Origin of the sequence: Brucella sp. TWI559 (assembly GCF_039674265.1) — a bacterium.
Taxonomy (GTDB): Bacteria; Pseudomonadota; Alphaproteobacteria; order Rhizobiales; family Rhizobiaceae; genus Brucella; species Brucella chromiisoli.
The window spans coordinates 681,849-702,528 of sequence record NZ_JBDJNE010000001.1 but is presented as its reverse complement, the minus strand read 5'-3'; the positions used below and the strand labels follow the sequence as shown (position 1 = coordinate 702,528).

The window sequence follows — 20,680 nt, the reverse complement described above, 5'->3', positions numbered from 1 at the left end:
TTCACGATCAAAATTCGCCACCTCAATCTGTGAGGTAGAAACATGATCAATGATCGGGAAACGCTGGATATGGAAGGTCTGCTGCGCTTTTATGCGGAAGCGGGCGTTGACATGCCGCTTTCCGATACACCCATTGATCGCTTTGCTGAGCCACAGCGTCAATCAGCGCATTCACCAGCAGCGCCGGAAGGCAGACCATCGTCGCAAGTGGAGCGCCAGCGCGCGCAACAACAGCCCCCACGCCCAGCAGCAACGCCTTCCCCGACCAGCCGCCCCGTGCAGGCTGCCGCCGACGTTCCCGACAATAGCCAGATCGCTCTGGCCCATGAAGTGGCTTCACAAGCCGCAACGCTTGATGAATTGCGTGAAAAGCTTGCAGCATTTGATGGCTGCAATCTCAAATTTACCGCCAAGAATCTATGTTTTGCAGATGGTGATCCGTCTTCAGACATTATGTTTGTTGGTGAGGCTCCAGGACGTGACGAGGATATGGAAGGCTTGCCATTCGTCGGCAAGTCGGGCCAGCTTCTTGATCATATGATCGAGGCCATCGGTTTTAAGCGCGAGAACGTCTATATCGCCAATACGATACCATGGCGCCCGCCGGGAAATCGCACACCGACGCCGCTGGAAGCAGAATTGTGCCGCCCGTTCATCGAACGGCAGATTGAGCTTGCAGCTCCCAAAGTGATTGTTGCGCTTGGTGGCCCCGCAGGCAAAGCTTTGACTGGGGCGACGGAAGGCATTCTGCGTTTGCGTGGCCACTGGAAAATACACCGCACGGCTTCAGGCATTGAAATTCCTGTTATGCCAACCCTGCATCCGTCTTATTTGTTGCGCACGCCTGCACAAAAGCGCTTTGCATGGCGCGATTTTCTTGCCGTAAAAATGAAGCTCGCCGAATTTGGCGATTGATCTTCACTGATTTGAATGGCATCGGCAGAGCCACATGTCACCAACATGCCGTAAACTTCTATTAATCGGCCATATCGACGTGACTGATATTCTTTTTACATAGCTCTTGGTGGAGTTTTTCATGGCTGGCCAGCTTCTGCCCATAGCCGCTTTGCTTACAAGCACATTTCTCATGCTGCTTGCCGGTGGCCTTGCGGGCATTCTTCTGCCGATCCGCGGCGGGCTTGAAGGCTGGTCCACGACAACAATCGGCTGGATGGGCACGACCTATGCGCTTGCTTTCACGATTGGCTGCATCGTTATCCCCCATCTGGTGCGCCGTGTCGGCCATGTCCGCGTCTTCTCCGCGCTGCTGACGCTTTTATCCATCGCGCTGCTGCTCCACTCGCTTATCGTCAATCCCTATGCTTGGATGGTTTTTCGCGGCATTGCGGGGTTTTCGCTGGCCGGTTCCTACATGATCATCGAAAGCTGGTTGAACGAACGCGTGACCAATGAATCACGTGGCCGCGTCTTCTCGATCTATATGATCATCACCATGCTCGGGCTCATGTGCGGGCAGTATATTTTGCCCTTTGGCGATGCCACGACGCAGACCCTCTTCATTATCTGTGCGATCATCTACGCCAGCGCGCTTCTGCCGACCGCTCTTTCCAGCGCACAATCACCAAACCCACTGACACAGGTCACACTCGATCTCAAAGGTCTTTACCGCCGATCTCCTGCGGCAGCAGTTGGTTCACTGATTGCCGGAATCGTTGCTGGCACATGGAGCTTTCTTGCTGCGATTTACGGCGAGATGAACGGGCTTTCGACCTTTAGTATAGCCACAATGCTAGCATGCGCCATGATAGGCGGTGTTATTTTCCAATATCCGCTTGGTCGCGCTTCTGATGTTGTCGATCGCCGTTATGTGATGGTTATCGCCGGTGTTATCGGCTTTGTAATCTCATTGATCATGCTGATCGTGCACCCCACATCACCCTATGCACTTTATACGATGATGTTTCTCTTCGGCTCGGTCATCTATCCAGTCTATAGCCTCAATGTCGCTCATGCGAATGACTATGCTGATGCCAGCGAATTCGTGAAAGTTTCGAGCGGGTTGCTTATCATTTACGGAGCGGGCAGCGTTATTGGTCCTGCGCTATCAGGCCAGCTCATGGATGTTATGGGGGCCTCCGGCTTCTTTGTCACAATGGCCGTTTCCTATGCCGCCTATGGGCTGCATGCCTTCTGGCGTATCCGCCGCTTTGAGCGCCCAGCCGTCAGCGATCAGAAAACTGAGTTCAAGATTTATACACCCGACGGGCAGCCCACGCCTGAAACCATGCAGCTTGATCCAAGATCAGAATAAATCGTCCAGACATGGGTCTCACTGTGCTTGTTGCGGCGTGTTGGTCTTATGCGGCGCAATTGCAAGCTTATGCTCACGATAGATAATATAGCCGCCGGCGCTCATGACAATCGCGCTGCCTAACAGCATTTCCAATGTCGGAATATCGCCGAAAAAGAAGAAGCCAATCGCCAAACCGAGCAGCATCGATGTATATTCAAACGGTGCGATCGTGCTCATGGGGGCATGACGATAGCATTCGGTGAGCAGAATTTGAGCAATGCCACCAGCGATGCCCGCGCCAATCAACATTGCCAGCTGCGGGCCACTTGGCATAACCCAGCCAAAAGGAATGCTCGCCAGCGAAATGACGGTTGCTGAGATTGAAAAATAAATAACAACTGTCGATGTGCGCTCGGTCTGAACCAGACGTCGCACCAGCATCATGGCAAACGCAGCCATGACTGCACCGCCAAGTGCCGCAAGAGCGCCCAACGCCTCATTCCGACCCACATGCCCCTCAGCAAACAACGTCATGCGCGGCCATATGATGATCAGAACACCCAAAAGCCCGACAATGACAGCGCTCCAACGATACATTCTGACGACTTCACGCAGAATGACAGCGCCAAGAATCACAGCAATAAGCGGTGATGCATAATTGATCGCAATTGCTTCGGGCAAAGGCAGTTTGGTCAATGCATAAAAGCTTAAGGTCATCGCAGCGACGCCGACCATTCCACGCCAGAAATGGCTGAAACCGTGCTGCGTATGGAGAATACCGGATATTTGCCCACGCGCTGCGAAATAAACCAGGATTGCCAATACGGCGAAAAAAGACCGAAAGAAAATCAGTTGTCCGAGAGGGATACCATCTGCGGCCTTGAGCAAGGTCGACATGCCGACAAACACTGCAACAGAAGCAACTTTGAGGCTAATCCCCAGCATTGGATTATTTTGAAGCAGATCAGGCTCGACAGTTTGGCTGATCTGAGCATTTGCGGAGGCCGCGTCCGGAAGGGACTTCACAACGCAATTCCTTAAAACAGGGAGGGCAAAGGAGTAAGGTGGGAAATTGTAGTGACTGTGATATCCATAGGCTTGTTCGCAATAAAGCACTAGGCCATGTGGACAATTATATTTTTGGTTCGTGGTATGAACGAGAATATAATTGACCACATGGCCTCGTCAGGCTTTCACGATTGCGTAAAAAATATCCCGTCATTTTGCCTTTCTTGTCGTTTACTCAAAAGCCGGATACGACTCCTGTATCGAAGTGATTACAGAGAAGAGTTTCGCAATGCGCACTGAAACCGGCCAGACATTCCGTCTTGAGGATTACCGCCCGACCCCTTACGCCATTCCGGAAACGAAACTCGATTTCACACTTGAACCGGAAAAGACGATCGTTCGTGCCGAACTCATCATCGAGCGCCGTGCGGGAACAGTCGCGGGCACGCCGCTTGTGCTGGATGGCGATGAACTGAAATTCATCAGCATTCGTCTTGATGGCAAAGTGCTCAGCAATAACAGCTACGCCGTGACACCGGACAAGCTGGAGATCACGGATCTTCCAGACGCCGAACGTTTTTCGCTGGAAATCGTCACCGAAGTGAACCCGACGACAAATCGCCAGCTTTCAGGGCTTTACCGCTCAAGCGACGTCTATTGCACACAGTGCGAGGCAGAAGGGTTCCGGCGCATCACTTACTATTATGATCGTCCAGACGTGCTTTCCGTCTATACAGTCCGCATTGATGCGGAGAAGGAAGCCGCGCCCATATTGCTGGCGAACGGAAACCCTGTCGAACACGGCGCCGTGTCTGGCACAACCGACAGACATTTTGCCATCTGGCACGACCCCCATCCGAAACCGTCCTATTTATTCGCGCTCGTTGCCGGCTCACTTGATGTTGTGAAAGATCATTTCACCACACAATCTGGCCGTCCGGTCGATCTCGCTATTTATGTCGAGCATGGCAAACAGGATCGCGCGCTTTATGCAATGGATGCGCTCAAACGCTCCATGCGCTGGGACGAGGAAAAATTCGGCCGCGAATATGATCTTGATGTGTTCAATGTTGTCGCCGTTTCGGATTTCAATATGGGGGCCATGGAGAACAAGGGCCTTAACGTCTTCAACGATAAATATGTGCTGGCTGATCCCGAAACGGCAACGGATGTGGATTATGCAGGCATCGAAGCGGTCATTGCGCATGAATATTTCCATAACTGGACGGGAAACAGAATCACCTGCCGCGACTGGTTTCAGCTGTGTCTCAAAGAAGGTCTGACCGTTTATCGCGATCACCAGTTTTCAGCCGATGAACGCTCGCGCCCTGTGAAACGCATTGCCGAGGTGAAAATCCTCAAAGCGCAGCAGTTTCCAGAAGATAGCGGCCCCCTTTCGCACCCCGTGCGTCCACGCGAATACAGCGAAATCAACAATTTCTACACCGCGACTGTTTATGAAAAGGGCTCGGAAGTGGTGCGGATGATCCACACTATCATCGGCGCTGAACTATTCCGCAAAGGTATGGACCTCTATTTCGAGCGCCATGATGGTGATGCGGCGACCATTGAAGACTTTATCAAAGTCTTTGCCGATGTATCCGGTCGGGATTTCTCGCAGTTCGCGCTTTGGTACGATCAGTCAGGCACACCGAAGGTTGAGGCAAGCTTCGACTTTGATGCTGTAAACGAGACCTATACCATCCATCTCATTCAATCTCTCGCGCCCACTCCCGGCCAGCCGGTGAAAAGGCCCATGCATATTCCTATCGCCTTTGGCCTTTTGGGCTCGGATGGAAAGGACATTCACCCCTCATCTGTCGAAGGTGGCGATGTACAGGACGGTGTTATCCATCTGCATCGCGCATCAGAAACAATCACGTTCCATGGCATTAAGGAGCGTCCTGTGCCCTCGCTCTTGCGCGGCTTCTCAGCGCCAATCAATCTGGTTTTACCACTGGATGCAAAAGACCGGGCTTTTCTCGCGCTCAATGACAGTGACCCGGTCGCTCGCTGGCAGGCACTCACCAATATCTTCACGCAGGCGTTGCTTGAAGGCACCAAACGCGTGCGTGGCGGCTATAAGCCAGAAACCGACCCAAATATCCTTGAACTTGCCGGACGCATTGCTTTCGATGAAACGCTTGATCCCGCCTTCCGTGCGTTGTGCCTGACCTTGCCAACGGAAAGCGACATCGCCCGCGAAATTGGCGAGAACGTTGACCCGGATGCTATCTTTGCAAGCCGTGATCATCTGATCGCGGCCATTGGGTCGGCTTATGCCAAAGAATTTGCGGCTCTTTACACCAGCCTGCAACAAGAAGGTGCCTTCTCACCCGATGCGGTATCGGCAGGCAAACGCGCCTTGCGGAATGTGCTTCTCGATTATCTGAGCCGCCATGAAAACAATCCTGCACGGGCAGCGCAACAATTTGCCGATGGCGACAACATGACCGAACGCGCAGCCGCATTGAGCATTCTGGTGCATCGCTTTGGTGATAGTCACGAAGCACAAGGCGCTCTCGCCTCCTTTGAAAAGCGCTTTGGCGATGATGGTTTGGTCATGGATAAGTGGTTTATCGTGCAGGCAACGCGTCCGGGCGAAAAAGCGCTTGAGGCGGTTCGTGCTTTGACGAAACACAAGCTTCTTTCCTTTGAGAATCCGAACCGTGTGCGTGCATTGATTGGTGCATTCTCGGCCAGCAATCCGACAGGCTTCAATCGCAGAGATGGTGCAGCTTACAGCTTCTTTGCTGATATCATTCTGGCAATTGACCCAGAAAACCCGCAGCTTGCAGCGCGTCTGCTAACAGCTCTGCGTTCGTGGCGCGCACTCGAAGACACGCGCCGTGAACATGCGCGCGCGGCTCTGGCACGCATATCAGCGACACCAAAGCTCTCGACCGACCTGCGGGACATCGTGGACAGGACGCTTGCTTGATTGGTCACTGATTCGCGAATCACTGAGATGATTGCGTGATTCGTAAAACCCGACTCGAAATGGGTCGGGTTTTATCATTCTGGCTATATTCAAGAAGTATCGCATAAATCCTGCGAAGGCTTACGGCTTTCATGAGTCTTTTCATGACGTTAGATGGGCCACTTCTCAAACTGATTCTACTTAACAGATTGAGATTCAACGGAAAATGTCATCAAGGAATGTCATTTTTTACATCTCGTTAACGAATTCGCTGGACAGCACGAATCACTTTTGATTCATTGAAGCTGTTCGGAGGCGGCGTATTCCGAACGATTTTGAGTAAAGATTTCAATTCACGCAGTTTCGAGTGGGCGGCGCTTTTTGGCGCATATTGGAAACTGTCACGACGGATCAAGAGGGGCCGACACATGGCGAGCACCGACGCGTATGACGCGGCGGCGGGGAAGCGTGGCTACTCCGAAGCAAAGCGCAAGAAGAGCAGGCTTTCGGGCCATGCCAAGCTTCTTGCAGGTCCTGCCTATGGCAAGTTCGCGGCATTCGAACCTGCATTGCGCCGTCTTGTGCCAGCCCTCATCATTATTTTTCTTGTCATCCTTGGCGCAGCGCGCGTGTTCTCAATGCTTTCATGGCGTGAAGACATTGAATTGCAGCATAAGGCTGCGCTCTCAGCCGCGACCGCCAATCTCGCGCAGATGATCGAGCGTGCCTCCAATGGCACACAGTCCGGCGCGCAAATGACGCCGAAAGATCTGGACAATACAATTGCCGAATTTCGCGCGCGTGGTCTTTCATCCAGCGGGATGACCATTGCTATGGTCAATGATGAATCTGTCATCGTGACCGCCTCGGGGCCTGCGGCGGACATAGTGGGAAAACAGGCGGACGAGGTATTCAGCGACATCCAGCCGCTGTTCATGTTTGCGGAGCGCGCTGGCGTTCTGACGATCGTCATGAAGGGGGAAGCCGCTTATGGCACGGTGTCAAAACCAGTCAGCGTGCCTTATTCGATTATCGCAGCTGAACCGGAAAGCACGATCTTTGCCGAATGGCGGCGTGCAGTCTCGCTGAATGTGACGCTGTTTGCGGGTACGACCGGCGTGATGTTTGCAATTCTTTATGCTTATTTCAGCCAGGCGGCACGGGCTCGGGAGGCCGACGATCTTTCTGGCCAGATCCAGCGCCGTATTGATATGGCGCTGGCGCGCGGTCGCGGAGGCCTGTGGGACTGGGATATGGCGCGGGGGCGCATTTACTGGTCGCGCTCCATGTATGAAATGCTGGGCTATGAAGCGCAGGATGCCGTGCTGGCTTTTGGTGACGTATCGGCGATCATCAACCCGGAAGATGGCGATCTGTATTCCATCGCCGAGCAGGCTGCGGCTGGCGACATCTCGCATGTTGATCGCGTGTTTCGCATGCGCCACGCGGACGGCTCGTGGGTATGGATGCGGGTTCGCGCTGAGATTGCAGCAGAAAATGAACTGCATCTCGTCGGCATTGCCTTTGACGTCAGCGAACAGCATCGCTTTGCGCAACAGACGGCAGAGGCCGATATGCGCATCCGCGAAGCCATCGAAAACATTTCCGAAGCCTTCGTTCTTTGGGATTCCAACAATCGTCTGGTAATGGCCAATTCCAAATTCAGCGAATATGCAGGCCTGCCTGTCTGGACATTGAAGCCCGGCGTACCACGCAACGAGGTTGATGCGCATACCCGCCCGTTCAGCTTCGAACGCCGCATGGCCAACGAGCACAATCGTGCTGGCGGACAGACGTTTGAACGCCAGTTGAGTGATGGTCGCTGGCTCCAGGTCAACGAACGCCGCACGCAGGACGGTGGTCTTGTTTCGATTGGCACCGATATTACGCAGATCAAACAGCATCAGGAGCGTCTGGTGGATAGCGAACGCCGCTTGATGGCGACCATTCACGACCTCTCCATTGCCCGCAAAGGCGAGCGCGACCGGGTGCGTGAGCTCTCGGAATTGGCGCGTAAATACGGGCAGGAAAAGGAACGCGCGGAAGCTGCAAACCGTGCCAAATCTGAATTCCTTGCCAATATGTCCCATGAACTGCGCACGCCGCTCAATGCGATTATCGGCTTCTCTGAGATGATTCAGGCTGGCACATTCGGGCCGCTTGGTTCAGACCGTTACGAGGAATATATCAACGACATTCACACCAGCGGTAACTTCCTGCTCAATGTGATCAATGACATTCTCGATATGTCGAAGATCGAAGCGGGTCACTTCTCGCTTGATCGCGAAGAGATCGATCTTTGTCCGCTCATCAATGAAACCGTGCGTATGATCTCGTTGCAAGCAGATGAGAAAAACATCACGGTTGAAACGCGCATTGAAGAAGCGATGCAACTCAATGCCGACCGCCGTGCGGTCAAGCAGGTCCTCATCAATCTTCTGTCCAATGCGGTGAAGTTCACTTCGCATAACGGCCATATCACGGTGCGCGCACGCAAGACCGGCTCAGCGCTGTTCATGACCATTCAGGATACAGGCGTGGGCATTCCGAAATCCGCGCTCAAGAAAATCGGCCAGCCATTCGAGCAGGTGGAAAACCAGTTCACCAAAACGCATAGTGGTTCAGGTCTTGGCCTCGCGATCACCCGTTCGCTTGCAGAACTGCATGGCGGCTGGCTGCGCATCCGCTCAACCGAAGGTGTTGGAACGGTGGTTTCCGTCTGCATTCCCGATCGCAGACAGAAAAGCGTCAATAACCCGGAGGCGGAAATCCACGCGGCATGATTATTTGATCAGCGTATCAAAGCTGGTTCGAACCGTTGCTGCAAGTTCGCTCAAATGATGTTCGACGTGATCAATATCTGGCAGTTCGGCCGCACGGCAAAGAAGATCAACCATTCCGGGAATGAATTCTTCGCGTTTTGCATCGCCCCCCAGACAGAGCCTGATTGTCTGGCTGAGATTTGTGTAGAAGCGATGTGCCTCAACCAGAGTGTCAATGACAGCGGGATCGGCAAAAGATGGGTCTAATCCCGCCAGCACATCTTCGGTTCCCAAGGGTCGGGGATGTCTGATTTCCTTGCCGGTCAGCACGGCAAACTGCGCGATGAATTCTAGATCAACAATGCCACCGGGTTTCAGCTTGAAATCCCAATCGTCACGCGGCGGCTTTTCCTCATAAATGAGGTCGCGCATTTCGTGCACATCTTTGGCGATCTTGTGTGTGTCGCGTTTGGCCGCCAGCACTTCGTCAATTTCGCCCCTGATAAAGTCGCTGAATGCCACGTCGCCATGGATCGGGCGCGCACGGGTGAGCGCCATATGTTCCCACGTCCATGCCTCGCTGCGCTGATATTTGCCAAATGATTCAATATGCGTGGCAACGGGGCCTTTATTGCCGGAGGGGCGCAAACGCATATCGACTTCATAAAGCACGCCTTCGGCGGTTGGCGCAGACAAGGCCGCAATCAAACGCTGTGTCAGTCGAATATAATATTGCGACGGCGCAAGCGGCTTTGAGCCATCCGATTCCTCAGCATCCTTGTCATGATCATAAAGCAGGATCAGATCGACATCGGAGCCTGCAGTCAGTTCGCGACTGCCAAGCTTGCCCATGGCAAGCAATGCAACCTTCGCGCCCTTCACCTTGCCATGGCGGCGCTCAAGTTCGGCTTCCACTGCCTCGAAAGCCTTACCAATCATCAGTTCGGCCAGATCGGAGAATGCGCGCCCTGCCCGAACACCATCAATCGCACTGGTGAGCAGACGAATGCCGATCAAAAAGCGATGTTCAGCCGCAAAAATGCGTAAGCGGTCGAGCACTTCTTCATAATCGGTGGCAGCACCCAGAAAAACGCGCAACCGCTCCTCAAGATAATGACGCGTTGGCATTTCCGAGAAAATTGCCGGATCGAGAAGTCCATCAAAGACATGCGGATTGCGCGTGATCACCTCTGCAAGCCGGGGGGCGGCGCTCATGATCATCACAAGCAAGTTGAGAAGGCGCGGATTGGATTGAAGCAGGCTGAAAAGCTGGATGCCCGCAGGCAGTCCCTGCAGAAAACCATCAAAGCGCAAAAGCGATTCATCTGCGCGCTTTGTTGCGGCAAAAGCCTGCAACAAGGCTGGTGTCAGTTCTGTGAGACGCTCGCGTGCTTCGGCTGATTGTGTGGCGCGATAACGGCCAAAATGCCATGTGCGGATGACACGGCAAATGTCGCTTGGGCGCTCATACCCCATCGAGGCAAGCGTTTCCAATGTTCCAGGATCATCGACATCGCCAGTGAAAACGAGATTACCACTGGATGAACCAAGTTCAGGCGCCTGTTCGAACAATGCAGCGTAGTGCTTTTCAACGATCTTGAGCGCCGATAAAAACACATCGGAAAACGCGGCTGTATCAGAATAGCCCATCATATGGGCAATGCGGGCAAAGCCTTCATCATCTTCCGGGAGAATGTGGGTTTGCTCATCGGCAACCATCTGAATGCGATGTTCAACATCGCGCAGGAAGTAATATTCCTTGCCAAGCGCATCACGTGCCTTCTCGGTGATCCAGCCGCGCTCGGCAAGTCTGGCCAGCATCGGGACCGTCTGATTGCCACGCAATTCGGGGAAACGTCCACCGGCAATCAATTGCTGTGTCTGCACGAAAAACTCGATTTCGCGGATACCGCCGCGCCCAAGTTTCACATTATGCCCGCGCACGGCGATATCGCCATGGCCCTTATGCGCATGAATCTGCCGCTTGATCGAATGCACATCAGCAATTGCCGCATAATCGAGATATTTGCGCCAGACATAGGGGCTAAGTTCGGCAAGCACTTGCTGGCCGGATTCGCGATCACCGGCAACAGGCCGCGCCTTGATCATCGCTGCACGTTCCCAGTTCTGGCCGCGCCCTTCGTAATAATGAAGCGCTGCCCCCACCGGAATTGCCAGCGGTGTCGATCCCGGATCAGGACGCAGTCTGAGATCGACGCGGAAGACATAGCCGTCAGCCGTGCGATCCTGTAGAATACGAACCAGACGCCGCGTCATCCGCGAGAAAGCATCCACGCACTCATAAGGGTCTATAATCGCCGGGCGTTCTGAATCAATAAAAACAATCAGATCAATATCGGAAGAATAATTAAGTTCGCGCGCACCGAACTTACCCATGCCAAGAATGATCCAGCCGCTTTCTTTTTCGGGGGTATCGCGATCCAGAAGCTTGATTTTACCGGCACTGTCCGCATCGCGCAGAAGAAAACGAACGGCTGCGCCCGTACAGGCTTCTGCGAGATCTGTGAGCCAGCCAGTCGTCATTTCGGTATTAAAAATCCGAGCCAGATCACAAAGCGCAATCAGCACATGCGCCTCTCGCTTTCGTTGCCGCAGGCTGCTCATCAACGCCGCCTCGGTCACACCGTCTTCGAGGCCGGATGCAACAATTTCGGAAAGAATATTGGCAAGCGCCTGCTCAGGCGTATCGACTGCAATGCGATCAAGAATGCGCGGGTGACGGATGAGCGCCTCGCGCATAAAGGGCGACAGGTCAAGGACGGCTGCCAGAAAGCTCGCGGCGCGTTTGTCTTGCAAAAGGGCTTTGACGCGGCCAAGTTCTTCTTCCTTTACCCGCTCTTCAAGATCAGTCAGGAAGGACTGTGCTCTCTCGTCATCAAGGGGTGTCAGCCCACAAAGGTTTCGATCAAAAAACAGTGCCTTTGTGTCTTCAGCCGTCATAAGCCCCTCGTGTATTAGAGCACATCTCGATCTGATTTTATCAAATCGGCGCTCTGTTTATTTGTTTTGACGCGCATCTTGTCTGAAAATTACTTCACACTTTTCGGGATGCGCTCTAAGCCATTATGGTTTTTCGTCTTTTACCAACGGAAACTCCAGAACAGCACGCAGACCGGGACCATTGTCTTCGAGACGAAGAGCGCCACCGTGCAACTTCATGACCGCCTTGGCAAGGCTTAAACCGAGCCCTGAACCCGGCTGCGTGCGGCTTTCCTCAAGTCTTACGAAACGCTCCGTCGCCTGTTCACGCTTGTCCTCGGGAATCCCCGGACCGTTATCGGCCACCACAATGCGCACCCATTGCTGATCGCGCTCCATGGAGAGACTGACGGCAGCATCCTTCTCGCTTCGCAAAGCATATTTGATGGCATTATCGACGAGGTTTGAAACCGTCTGGCCGACCAGTTCGCGGTTGATATGCAAAGGCACATCGTCCAACGCTCCAAGCGTCAAAGCAGCGCCAGCATCTTCGGCAACCGGCTCATACATTTCCGCAACGTCCCTGACAATCGGCGCCACCGACATGTTTTCAAGACTTTCAGTCGAATAGCCCGCTTCGAGACGCGAAATCATTAAGATGGCGTTGAATGTGCGGATCAGCTGATCGGATTCGCTGATCATAGCCTCAAGCGCTTCACGATATTCCGGGCCGGTTTTCTTGCGCGAGAGCGCTTCTTCAGCACGATTGCGCAGTCGTGTCAGCGGTGTCTTGAGATCATGCGCGATGTTATCAGAAACCTGTTTCAGCCCCTCATTCAGCTCAAGAATGCGCCCAAGCATGACGTTGAGATTGCCAGACAAGCGATCAAACTCGTCGCCCGAACCATTAACCGGTAACCGACCTGTCAGATCACCATCCATAATGCGCTGTGATGCACGCGACATATCATCAATGCGCTTGAGTGCCCGACGGCCAACAAAGAACCAGATCAGAAGTGCGCCAACGCCCATGATACCAAGTGCCAGCATCAGCGAGCTACGCACCAGATCGCGGAAACGCTCCGGTTCGCCCAGATCGCGGCCGACCAGCAGGCGCATACTATTGGGCAGCGCAATCACCACGGCAATCGCACGATGCTCGGTTTCAGCCCCCTGATCACCATAGCGCCGATATTTGAACGCGCGTTCAACCACGCCATCCGTATCAAGGACACCCGGCTCGACACCTTCGACATTGCCGGAGAGAATACGCCCCGATGGATCGGCGACAAGATAAAGATAAGCGCCCGGCTGACGGGAACGATAATCAATTGTCCGCACGAGTTGAGGTATGCCGCCACGCGCATAGGCCTTGCCAATGCTTGCAACTTCCTCGCCCAAAGCTTCCTGCGTCTGGCCATTGAGAATTGAAGCCGACAGATTTGTCATGTAAAAAACAAGCGCGACCGCGCCCACTGCAAAAAGCAACAGGTAGAGCGTGGACAATCGCACGGCAGTTGTCCGCATAAGTGCGGAAAAACGGCTCACTCTTGTCCTCCGGAAACGGCTGTCCCGGCATTCGCAGCTGGCTTGGAACGTCCGGCTTTCAACATATAACCTGCACCGCGCACCGTGTGTAGCAGCGGACCGTCAAAGCCCTTTTCAATCTTTGAACGCAGGCGCGAAATATGCACATCAATCACGTTGGTCTGGGGATCGAAGTGATAATCCCAGACATTTTCGAGCAACATCGTGCGCGTCACGACCTGTCCGGCATGACGCATCAAATATTCAAGCAAACGGAATTCGCGCGGCTGGAGTGTGATGTCGACGTTTTGTCTGCGTGCGGTGTGTGCGAGACGGTCGAGTTCCAGATCACCAACGCGATAAATCGTATCGGCCTCGCGCGGACTCGAGCGACGCTGCAAAACTTCCACACGCGCCAGAAGCTCGGAAAATGCATAGGGTTTGGTGAGATAATCATCACCACCCGCACGTAAACCCGTTACGCGATCATCCACTTCGCCGAGGGCAGAAAGAATGAGAACCGGCGTTTCCAAGCCCTTCGCCCGAAGACCTGCAACGACAGAAAGTCCATCGCGCTTGGGCAGCATCCGATCAACGACCAGCACATCATAGCTGCCATGTTCCGCCAGTGCATAACCAGTCTCGCCGTCACCGGCAATATCAGCAGAATGACCGGCCTCGGTAAAGGCCTTCTCAAGATAGCGGGCCGCTTCGCGGTCGTCTTCGATAACGAGAATCTTCATGGCGTTACTATACCGGGTCGTTGGAGAAAATGAAGCAATGCCAGGCGGATCGTCCGCCTGGCACCAGATTTAATCACAGCAAGACCAACAGTACAGCATTAACCCTGATCGATTGGTAGAGCGACGAAGCGGCTCTGATCATTGCTCTGGATCTGAAGCAACACAGCCTTGCGACCTGCCTTCGATGCTTCGGCAATAGCCTTGTCGATATCCTTCGCGCTCTTCACGATCTGATTATTGACAGTAACAATCGTATCGCCAGAACGAATGCCACGATCCGCAGCATCGCTGTCCGGGTCAACATTGGTTACAACAACACCGTCACCTTCTTCTGAAGGCGTGACCGTCAGACCATAGTTGTCAAGCGTTTCACCCTGATCACTGTTGCCATCATCGGACTGGGTTGTGGCCTTGCCTGCATCCTTGGGCATAGCGGCAATCGTAACGTCGATTTCCTGAGCCTTATTTTTACGCCAGACCGTCAATGCTGCCTTTTCGTCCGGTGCAATCTTGGCAATCTTGCGTGCAAGATCACGTGGATCCTGAACAGGGTCACCATTAACTGCGGTGATCACATCACCTGCCTTGATGCCTGCCTTTGCAGCAGGGCCATCAGCCTGTGGCGAGGCAACGATTGCGCCTTTTTCTTCCGCCAAACCGAGCGATGCTGCAATGTCCTTGGTGACAGGCTGAATCTGAACACCAATCCAACCACGTTCAACCGAACCTGTCTTGATCAGCTGATCCACAACCTGCTTGGCAGTGGAAGCCGGAATTGCGAAGGCAATACCAACGCTGCCGCCAGATGGGGAGAAGATCGCGGTGTTGATGCCGATCACTTCACCGGAGAGATCAAAAGCCGGACCACCGGAATTACCTTTGTTTACCGCAGCGTCAATCTGGATAAAGTCATCGTAAGGGCCGGCACCAATATCACGACCGCGCGCCGAAACGATACCGGATGTCACGGTGCCGCCAAGACCAAAGGGGTTACCGACAGCGACAACCCAGTCACCGACACGGACCTTGTTATCGTCACCAAAACTGACATAGGTAAATTTATGCTTAGGCTGATCAACCTTGAGCACAGCAAGATCGGTGCGCGGATCGGTGCCAATGAGCTTGGCATCATATTCGGTGCCATCATCCATCACAACGCTATAAGCGTCACCATCGGAAACGACATGATTGTTGGTAACCAGATAGCCGTCTTCTGAAATGAAGAAGCCAGAACCCTGCGCAAACGGACGTTCGTGACCTGGACGCGGCTTTGCACCGCGCTTACCCTGACGGCGATCATCCGGGCGCGCATCACCGCGTGGCTCCATACCGAAATCACGGAAGAAGCGCTTTAACGGATGACCGTCCGGGAGCTGATCAAAGCCTGGAGGCAGCGCGAACTGCTGACCCTGATTGTCAACTTCCTGCACTTCCTTCTTCACCCGCACGCTGACAACAGCGGGGCGAACCTTTTCAACAAGATCAGCAAAGCCTGCCTGCTGGGGACCGGTAACGCGGACAGCTTCAGCACGGGCATCCTGCAATGCGCCCAAAGGGCCGGTTGCGACAAAACCGCCAGCGAGCGCTGCCGACAGTGCCAAGGCTGCAACGCCCTTACGATACCTGGAATTAGTCGCTTTAAACATAAGTCTCTCCTTGCGAGCAATATTCTCGGACCAGCGCGCCGTTACATGGCTTACCAGCTCTGTGAACTCTTTATAGAGCTTAAGATAGTATGGGCTACCTTACCGCTCAATTTCCGCAAGATGAAACTTTTGTAAGAATAGAGCTTATAATTCCCGCTCAAACGCGATTATTTGTCGTCAAGAAGCCGGGAAAGCTGGGCTCTTTCGCTTTCAGAAAGCGGCTTTTGCACTTCAACGACAGCACTTCTTCTGCGAAATGCAAAAACAAGTGCGATGCCACCAATTAAAAGAAGAAGCACAGGGAAACCCCATAAAAGAGCTGTCTGTGCACTGAAGCGCGGCTTGAGCAGAACGAATTCACCGTAACGATCCACCACAAAATCGATAACCTGCTGATCGGTATCGCCCGATGTCAGGCGCTCCCTCACCAATATGCGCAAATCTCGTGCGAGTTCGGCATTGGAATCGTCTATCGATTCATTCTGACAGACCATGCATCTAAGTTCAGCCGAGATTTGACGCGCACGACTTTCAAGCTGAGGATCAGGCAGAATCTCGTCGGGGTTCACTGCCAAAGCAGCAGAACCATATAGTATCAATGAAAATCCTAAAAAAAACGCCGCGAGTTTTTGGGAGAGCCTCATGCGCTTGCCCCTGCCTGCCTGGACGAAGGCTTGCGCGCTTTCGACGGAGCGCCGATGCGCAATCGCCGATCGGCCAGCGAGAAGATGCCGCCAAGCATCATCACCAGAGCGCCGTACCAAATGAGTGTGACATATGGTTTCCACCAGACCCGCACAACGATGGATCCTTCACCCGGCTCATCACCAAGAGCGACATAGATCTGGCTGAACCACAGTGTGCGGATGCCCGATTCAGTTGTGGGCATCTGACGCGCAGGGAAAAAGCGCTTGGAGGAGTGGATCTGCCCAAGATCACGATTTGAGGAATCGAACAGCGTAAAATCGCCGCGATTTTCTGTGAAGTTAGAGCCCGTCAGCGGGCGCAGTCCGTCAAAGCGCAGCGAATAGTCGGCAATGCTGACCGTATCACCGGAACGCATAACAACGACATTTTCCGTGCCAAAGGTTGTGACGCTGACAATGCCAAGCAGCGTAAAGCCAAGGCCCATATGCGCGAGCGATGTGCCGAAGACCGAACGCGGCAGACCGATGAAGCGTGAGAATGCCTTGCCTGCCGAAACTTTACCGATCCCTGCTTTGAGCCACAGGTCGGTAAGGCTGCCAAATATAAGCCATGCCGCGAGACCGATGCCAAGTGCTGCCATCACCGAATGCGCATTGCTGCGCCACAGCACGATGCCAAAGACAATCAAAGCCAAGGCGAAGGCGGTCATCAGCCGTTGAGCGACGCCATAAAGATCACCGCGTTTCCAGGCCAGAAGCGGCCCGAAAGGCACGGCCAGCAGCAACGGAATCATCAACGGCCCGAACGTCATGTTGAAGAATGGTGCGCCAACTGAAATCTTCTCACCCGTCAGAACCTCCAGAAGCAACGGATAAAGCGTACCGATCAGCACCGTTGCTGCCGCCGTTGTGAGGAAAAGATTGTTAAAAACCAGCGCGCCTTCGCGCGAAATCGGCTGAAACAGCCCACCCGACGAAAGGCTTTGAACACGCAGCGCAAAAAGCGACAGGGAACCGCCAATGAAGATCGCAAGGATGGCTAAGATAAATAGCCCACGCCCCGGATCGGTTGCAAAACTATGCACCGATGTAAGCACACCGGAGCGCACCAGAAATGTGCCGAGCAAAGACAGCGAGAAGGTCAATATTGCGAGCAGGACGGTCCAGATTTTCAGCGCCGAGCGCTTTTCCATCACAATTGCCGAATGCAGCAATGCAGTGCCGACAAGCCATGGCATGAAGGATGCGTTTTCAACCGGATCCCAGAACCACCAACCTCCCCAGCCAAGTTCATAATAGGCCCAGTAGGAACCCATCGCGATGCCGCCCGTCAGGAACATCCATGCAAGCAGTGCCCATGGGCGCACCCAGCGAGCCCATGCTGCATCCAGACGTCCCTCGATAAGCGCCGCAACAGCGAAAGAGAAACAGACTGAGAAGCCGACATATCCCAGATAAAGCAGCGGTGGATGGATGGCGAGGCCGATGTCCTGAAGGATCGGATTGAGATCGCCCCCCTCCATCGGCGCTGGAAAGATGCGTATGAAAGGATTGGATGTGAAAATGATAAAAGCAAGAAAAGCCGTGGCAATCCAGCCTTGAACAGCCAGAACGTTGGCGCGCAGTGTCTCAGGCAGATTGGCCGAGAAGGCTGCAACAAGTGCGCTGAAAAAACTAAGAATCAGCACCCACAGCAGCATCGAGCCTTCGTGATTACCCCAGACGCCGGTGATTTTATAAAGCATCGGCTTCTGCGAATGGGAGTTCTCGACCACATTCAGCACCGAGAAATCGGATGTGACATAAGCAACAGTCAAAACGATGAAGGAAAAGGCAATCAGTGAGAAAACTGCAAGTGCAGTGGGGGCTGCAACGGACATGAGTTGCATATCTCTGCGTTGCGCGCCCACAAGCGGAACAATAGATTGCACCACAGACAAAGCCAGTGCAAGCACAAGGGCAAAATGACCGATTTCAACATTCATGTTCTATATCCCGATCTCATCATTGCCCTTCCCACACGCCCTTTTCCTTCAGGCTGTCGGCGAGATCTTTAGGAATGTAATTTTCATCATGTTTGGCCAGCACACTATCAGCGCGAAATACGCCGTCAGGGCCGAAGCGCCCCTCGGCGACAACACCCTGCCCTTCCCGAAAGAGATCAGGTGCAATGCCTTCAAACACGACTTTGACGGTTTTAATTGTATCGGTGACTGTGAAGTGTAATTCGCTGCCAACCCGCGTAACAGATCCCTCTTCCACAAGCCCCCCCAGACGAAAGCGGGCCCCGGACGTGATTTCCTGTTCAGTCAAATCCGCAGGTGTTCGAAAGAAACGAATATCCTGACTAAAAGCCATTAGCATGAGGCCGACCGCGACCGCAAGAACAGCCAGCGCTCCACCAATCATGATAAGGCGCTTGCGCTTCCTCTGGCTGACGGCGCGGGCAAGACTGCCTGTCGGTTTCGCTTTCCGATCATTATTTTCTGCAGTCGCACTCATTGGGTTGCGCTCCCTGCTTCAAGGCCCAGCCCCGCGGCAAAGCTTTTCAGCTCATCCCGCTTCTCAACATTGAGCGCTTCCGCACCACGTTGTAACGCATCAAGGGCCGCATCGCGGCGATTAAGAACAATGTAAGCCTGCACAAGCCGCTTCCAGCCGTCAAGATTGTCACCGTCGTTGCGAAGGCTATCATCAAGGCGTTGAACCATGCCTTCAACCATGGCCTGACGATCATCGGCATTCATGGCAGCAGCAGCAGCCACATCCTCTGTCGTTGGGCCATTGGCAGGCGGCGGGGCCGCAACAGCCCCCTTAATACGGGCAATTGCCTGCTCAATCTGAGCACGCCATGGTGCTTCAGCAGGCGCTTCATCAAGCAGACTTTGTAACCGCTTCACAGCACCTTCGGTATTGCCATCCTGAACTTCGCCCTGCGCAAGGTAGTATTGCGGGCGAATATCTTTCGGGTTCAAACTTGCTGCTTTGTTGAATAATTCTTCAGCTTCTGCCGTCACCGGCCCACCTGACACTGCGATCAAGGCTTCACCAAGCCCAAGAAGGCGAGAAAAGTTTTCGCCTTCAAGACGAATTGCTGAACGATAAGCGTTGACCGCATCGGCACCACGGCCAATGCGCAGATAAATTGGCGCCAAGACATCCCACCCGCGTGCATCATTCGGATTTTGAGAAAGATGTGTTTCAGCACGCGCAATAAGCTCGTCAACCGAACTGTTCTGCGGACTATTTTCCAGACGCGCGGCAAGCGGCATGGACTGCATATCGGGCGCACCAAACAAAGGATAAACACCCCACGCGATCAACGGCACAGCCAGAACAGCCAGAAATGCAAGCAGGCGTCCGGAGCGGGACTTCTTCATTTGCGCGGCAGCATCCGTGCTGGCTTTCTCGGCATTGAGAATACGGCGGGAAATTTCGATACGTGCCTGTTCAGCGCTTGGCGCATCAATCATGCCGCGTGCGGCATCGGCTTCGATCTCACGCAGCTGATCGCGATAAACTTCCAGATCGTTTTTTTCAGGGGGCAAAAATTCCTGCTTGTTCCGCGTCAGCGGCAACAAAACAGTCAATGTAGCTGCAAAAGTCAGCAGTGCGGCAGTCAACCAGAATTCCATGGCTGAGACTTAATCCCAGCCGAGGCAAAAACCAACACTAACCTGCTATAAGTCGCATAGTAGGGCAATTCGCCGCAAAGGCCAAATCAGGTTAATGGCGTCCAGCTTCCATCCGTATTGCGACAAGCCGTTCCACGTGCAGTTTGTGGTGCTCCCGCAATCGTAAAGCTATGGGTATATTGGCGGCAATTCTGGGATCCGACCTGATAAGGCTGTGCGGCGGTCACATCACCAGAAGCCGACCCACTGCCGCTCCAAGACACTGCTTTGCCAGCAGGCGAATATTCGAGCGCGCGATACTCAGCTTCAAGCGCGGTTTTGCGGTCAGCTGCAGTCAATTGCGCTGCTGAACTGCCAAGAAGCCCATTACCGAGTGAAGCAAGCAGATCAGGACGTGTGTCAGCCGGGCGCGTGTTAGCCGGAGCAGAAAGACCACCAAGTGAAGTCAGCCCCGAACCCTTTCCGCCGCCGGACGTACCGCAGGCAGAAAGCGCAATCGCCATTGAAGCAACCAGAATCGGAGCAGAAAACCTTGATACAACCATCATAATAAACCGGCCTTCATAATAAATGAGCATGCATACTATCGCAGAATACA

The 20,680-nt window shown here is 53.7% G+C and carries 14 protein-coding genes; 4 read left to right on the top strand and 10 right to left on the bottom strand.

Annotated elements, in window-relative coordinates; translation table 11 throughout:
• Positions 1-42 precede the first annotated feature (42 nt).
• On the top strand, positions 43-915 hold the full coding sequence (locus tag ABE530_RS03300) for a uracil-DNA glycosylase (protein ID WP_499693560.1): 873 nt from the start codon (positions 43-45) through the stop codon (positions 913-915).
• A 121-nt stretch (positions 916-1,036) separates the two neighbouring features.
• Entirely contained in the window at positions 1,037-2,272 is a 1,236-nt protein-coding gene (locus ABE530_RS03295) for an MFS transporter (RefSeq protein WP_499693559.1), read from the top strand.
• Between the two features lie 18 nt (positions 2,273-2,290).
• On the opposite strand, the gene ABE530_RS03290 is transcribed toward ABE530_RS03295, so the two are convergent.
• On the bottom strand, positions 2,291-3,199 hold the full coding sequence (locus ABE530_RS03290) for a DMT family transporter (protein WP_499693665.1): 909 nt from the start codon (positions 3,197-3,199) through the stop codon (positions 2,291-2,293).
• Between the two features lie 352 nt (positions 3,200-3,551).
• Between ABE530_RS03290 and pepN the strand changes: the two genes are divergently transcribed.
• Together pepN and ABE530_RS03280 are read left to right on the top strand one after the other, a co-directional pair.
• Positions 3,552-6,203: an aminopeptidase N gene (pepN, locus tag ABE530_RS03285; RefSeq protein ID WP_499693558.1), complete on the top strand. Its 2,652-nt coding sequence runs from the start codon at positions 3,552-3,554 to the stop codon at positions 6,201-6,203.
• A gap of 407 nt (positions 6,204-6,610) precedes the next feature.
• The gene (locus tag ABE530_RS03280; protein ID WP_499693557.1) at positions 6,611-8,965 is read left to right on the top strand and encodes a PAS domain-containing sensor histidine kinase; all 2,355 of its coding nucleotides are present in this window, start codon (positions 6,611-6,613) and stop codon (positions 8,963-8,965) included.
• Here ABE530_RS03280 and ABE530_RS03275 read toward each other — a convergent pair whose 3' ends face one another.
• The 9 genes from ABE530_RS03275 to ABE530_RS03235 form a co-directional block, all read right to left on the bottom strand.
• Entirely contained in the window at positions 8,966-11,905 is a 2,940-nt protein-coding gene (locus ABE530_RS03275) for a bifunctional [glutamine synthetase] adenylyltransferase/[glutamine synthetase]-adenylyl-L-tyrosine phosphorylase (RefSeq protein WP_499693556.1), read from the bottom strand. It lies immediately after the preceding gene.
• A 123-nt stretch (positions 11,906-12,028) separates the two neighbouring features.
• On the bottom strand, positions 12,029-13,411 hold the full coding sequence (locus ABE530_RS03270) for a sensor histidine kinase (protein ID WP_499693664.1): 1,383 nt from the start codon (positions 13,409-13,411) through the stop codon (positions 12,029-12,031).
• 17 nt (positions 13,412-13,428) lie between these two features.
• A complete protein-coding gene (locus ABE530_RS03265) occupies positions 13,429-14,154 on the bottom strand; it encodes a response regulator transcription factor (protein ID WP_499693555.1) in 726 nt (241 codons plus the stop codon).
• Between the two features lie 98 nt (positions 14,155-14,252).
• On the bottom strand, positions 14,253-15,800 hold the full coding sequence (locus ABE530_RS03260) for a Do family serine endopeptidase (RefSeq protein WP_396996406.1): 1,548 nt from the start codon (positions 15,798-15,800) through the stop codon (positions 14,253-14,255).
• 167 nt (positions 15,801-15,967) lie between these two features.
• The gene (locus ABE530_RS03255) at positions 15,968-16,444 is read right to left on the bottom strand and encodes a cytochrome c-type biogenesis protein (RefSeq protein WP_499693554.1); all 477 of its coding nucleotides are present in this window, start codon (positions 16,442-16,444) and stop codon (positions 15,968-15,970) included.
• Entirely contained in the window at positions 16,441-18,432 is a 1,992-nt protein-coding gene (locus ABE530_RS03250; RefSeq protein WP_499693553.1) for a heme lyase CcmF/NrfE family subunit, read from the bottom strand. The genes ABE530_RS03255 and ABE530_RS03250 overlap by 4 nt, the downstream gene beginning before the upstream one ends.
• 19 nt (positions 18,433-18,451) lie before the next feature.
• The gene (gene ccmE / locus ABE530_RS03245) at positions 18,452-18,949 is read right to left on the bottom strand and encodes a cytochrome c maturation protein CcmE (protein ID WP_265983214.1); all 498 of its coding nucleotides are present in this window, start codon (positions 18,947-18,949) and stop codon (positions 18,452-18,454) included.
• On the bottom strand, positions 18,946-20,082 hold the full coding sequence (ccmI, locus tag ABE530_RS03240; protein ID WP_499693552.1) for a c-type cytochrome biogenesis protein CcmI: 1,137 nt from the start codon (positions 20,080-20,082) through the stop codon (positions 18,946-18,948). The genes ccmE and ccmI overlap by 4 nt, the downstream gene beginning before the upstream one ends.
• 86 nt (positions 20,083-20,168) lie before the next feature.
• The gene (locus ABE530_RS03235; protein WP_265983211.1) at positions 20,169-20,630 is read right to left on the bottom strand and encodes an RT0821/Lpp0805 family surface protein; all 462 of its coding nucleotides are present in this window, start codon (positions 20,628-20,630) and stop codon (positions 20,169-20,171) included.
• Between the last annotated feature and the right edge of the window lie 50 nt (positions 20,631-20,680).

Excerpts from the sequence above, each read along its gene's own strand:
- ABE530_RS03280 (WP_499693557.1), top strand. The coding sequence starts at position 6,611 with ATGGCGAGCACCGACGCGTATGACGCGGCGGCGGGGAAGCGTGGCTAC.
- ABE530_RS03300 (WP_499693560.1), top strand. The coding sequence starts at position 43 with ATGATCAATGATCGGGAAACGCTGGATATGGAAGGTCTGCTGCGCTTT.
- ABE530_RS03270 (WP_499693664.1), bottom strand. The coding sequence starts at position 13,411 with ATGCGGACAACTGCCGTGCGATTGTCCACGCTCTACCTGTTGCTTTTT.
- pepN (WP_499693558.1), top strand. The coding sequence starts at position 3,552 with ATGCGCACTGAAACCGGCCAGACATTCCGTCTTGAGGATTACCGCCCG.
- ccmI (WP_499693552.1), bottom strand. The coding sequence starts at position 20,082 with ATGGAATTCTGGTTGACTGCCGCACTGCTGACTTTTGCAGCTACATTG.
- ABE530_RS03275 (WP_499693556.1), bottom strand. The coding sequence starts at position 11,905 with ATGACGGCTGAAGACACAAAGGCACTGTTTTTTGATCGAAACCTTTGT.
- ABE530_RS03295 (WP_499693559.1), top strand. The coding sequence starts at position 1,037 with ATGGCTGGCCAGCTTCTGCCCATAGCCGCTTTGCTTACAAGCACATTT.
- ABE530_RS03250 (WP_499693553.1), bottom strand. The coding sequence starts at position 18,432 with ATGAATGTTGAAATCGGTCATTTTGCCCTTGTGCTTGCACTGGCTTTG.
- ABE530_RS03290 (WP_499693665.1), bottom strand. The coding sequence starts at position 3,199 with ATGCTGGGGATTAGCCTCAAAGTTGCTTCTGTTGCAGTGTTTGTCGGC.
- ABE530_RS03265 (WP_499693555.1), bottom strand. The coding sequence starts at position 14,154 with ATGAAGATTCTCGTTATCGAAGACGACCGCGAAGCGGCCCGCTATCTT.
- ABE530_RS03260 (WP_396996406.1), bottom strand. The coding sequence starts at position 15,800 with ATGTTTAAAGCGACTAATTCCAGGTATCGTAAGGGCGTTGCAGCCTTG.
- ABE530_RS03255 (WP_499693554.1), bottom strand. The coding sequence starts at position 16,444 with ATGAGGCTCTCCCAAAAACTCGCGGCGTTTTTTTTAGGATTTTCATTG.
- ABE530_RS03235 (WP_265983211.1), bottom strand. The coding sequence starts at position 20,630 with ATGATGGTTGTATCAAGGTTTTCTGCTCCGATTCTGGTTGCTTCAATG.
- ccmE (WP_265983214.1), bottom strand. The coding sequence starts at position 18,949 with ATGAGTGCGACTGCAGAAAATAATGATCGGAAAGCGAAACCGACAGGC.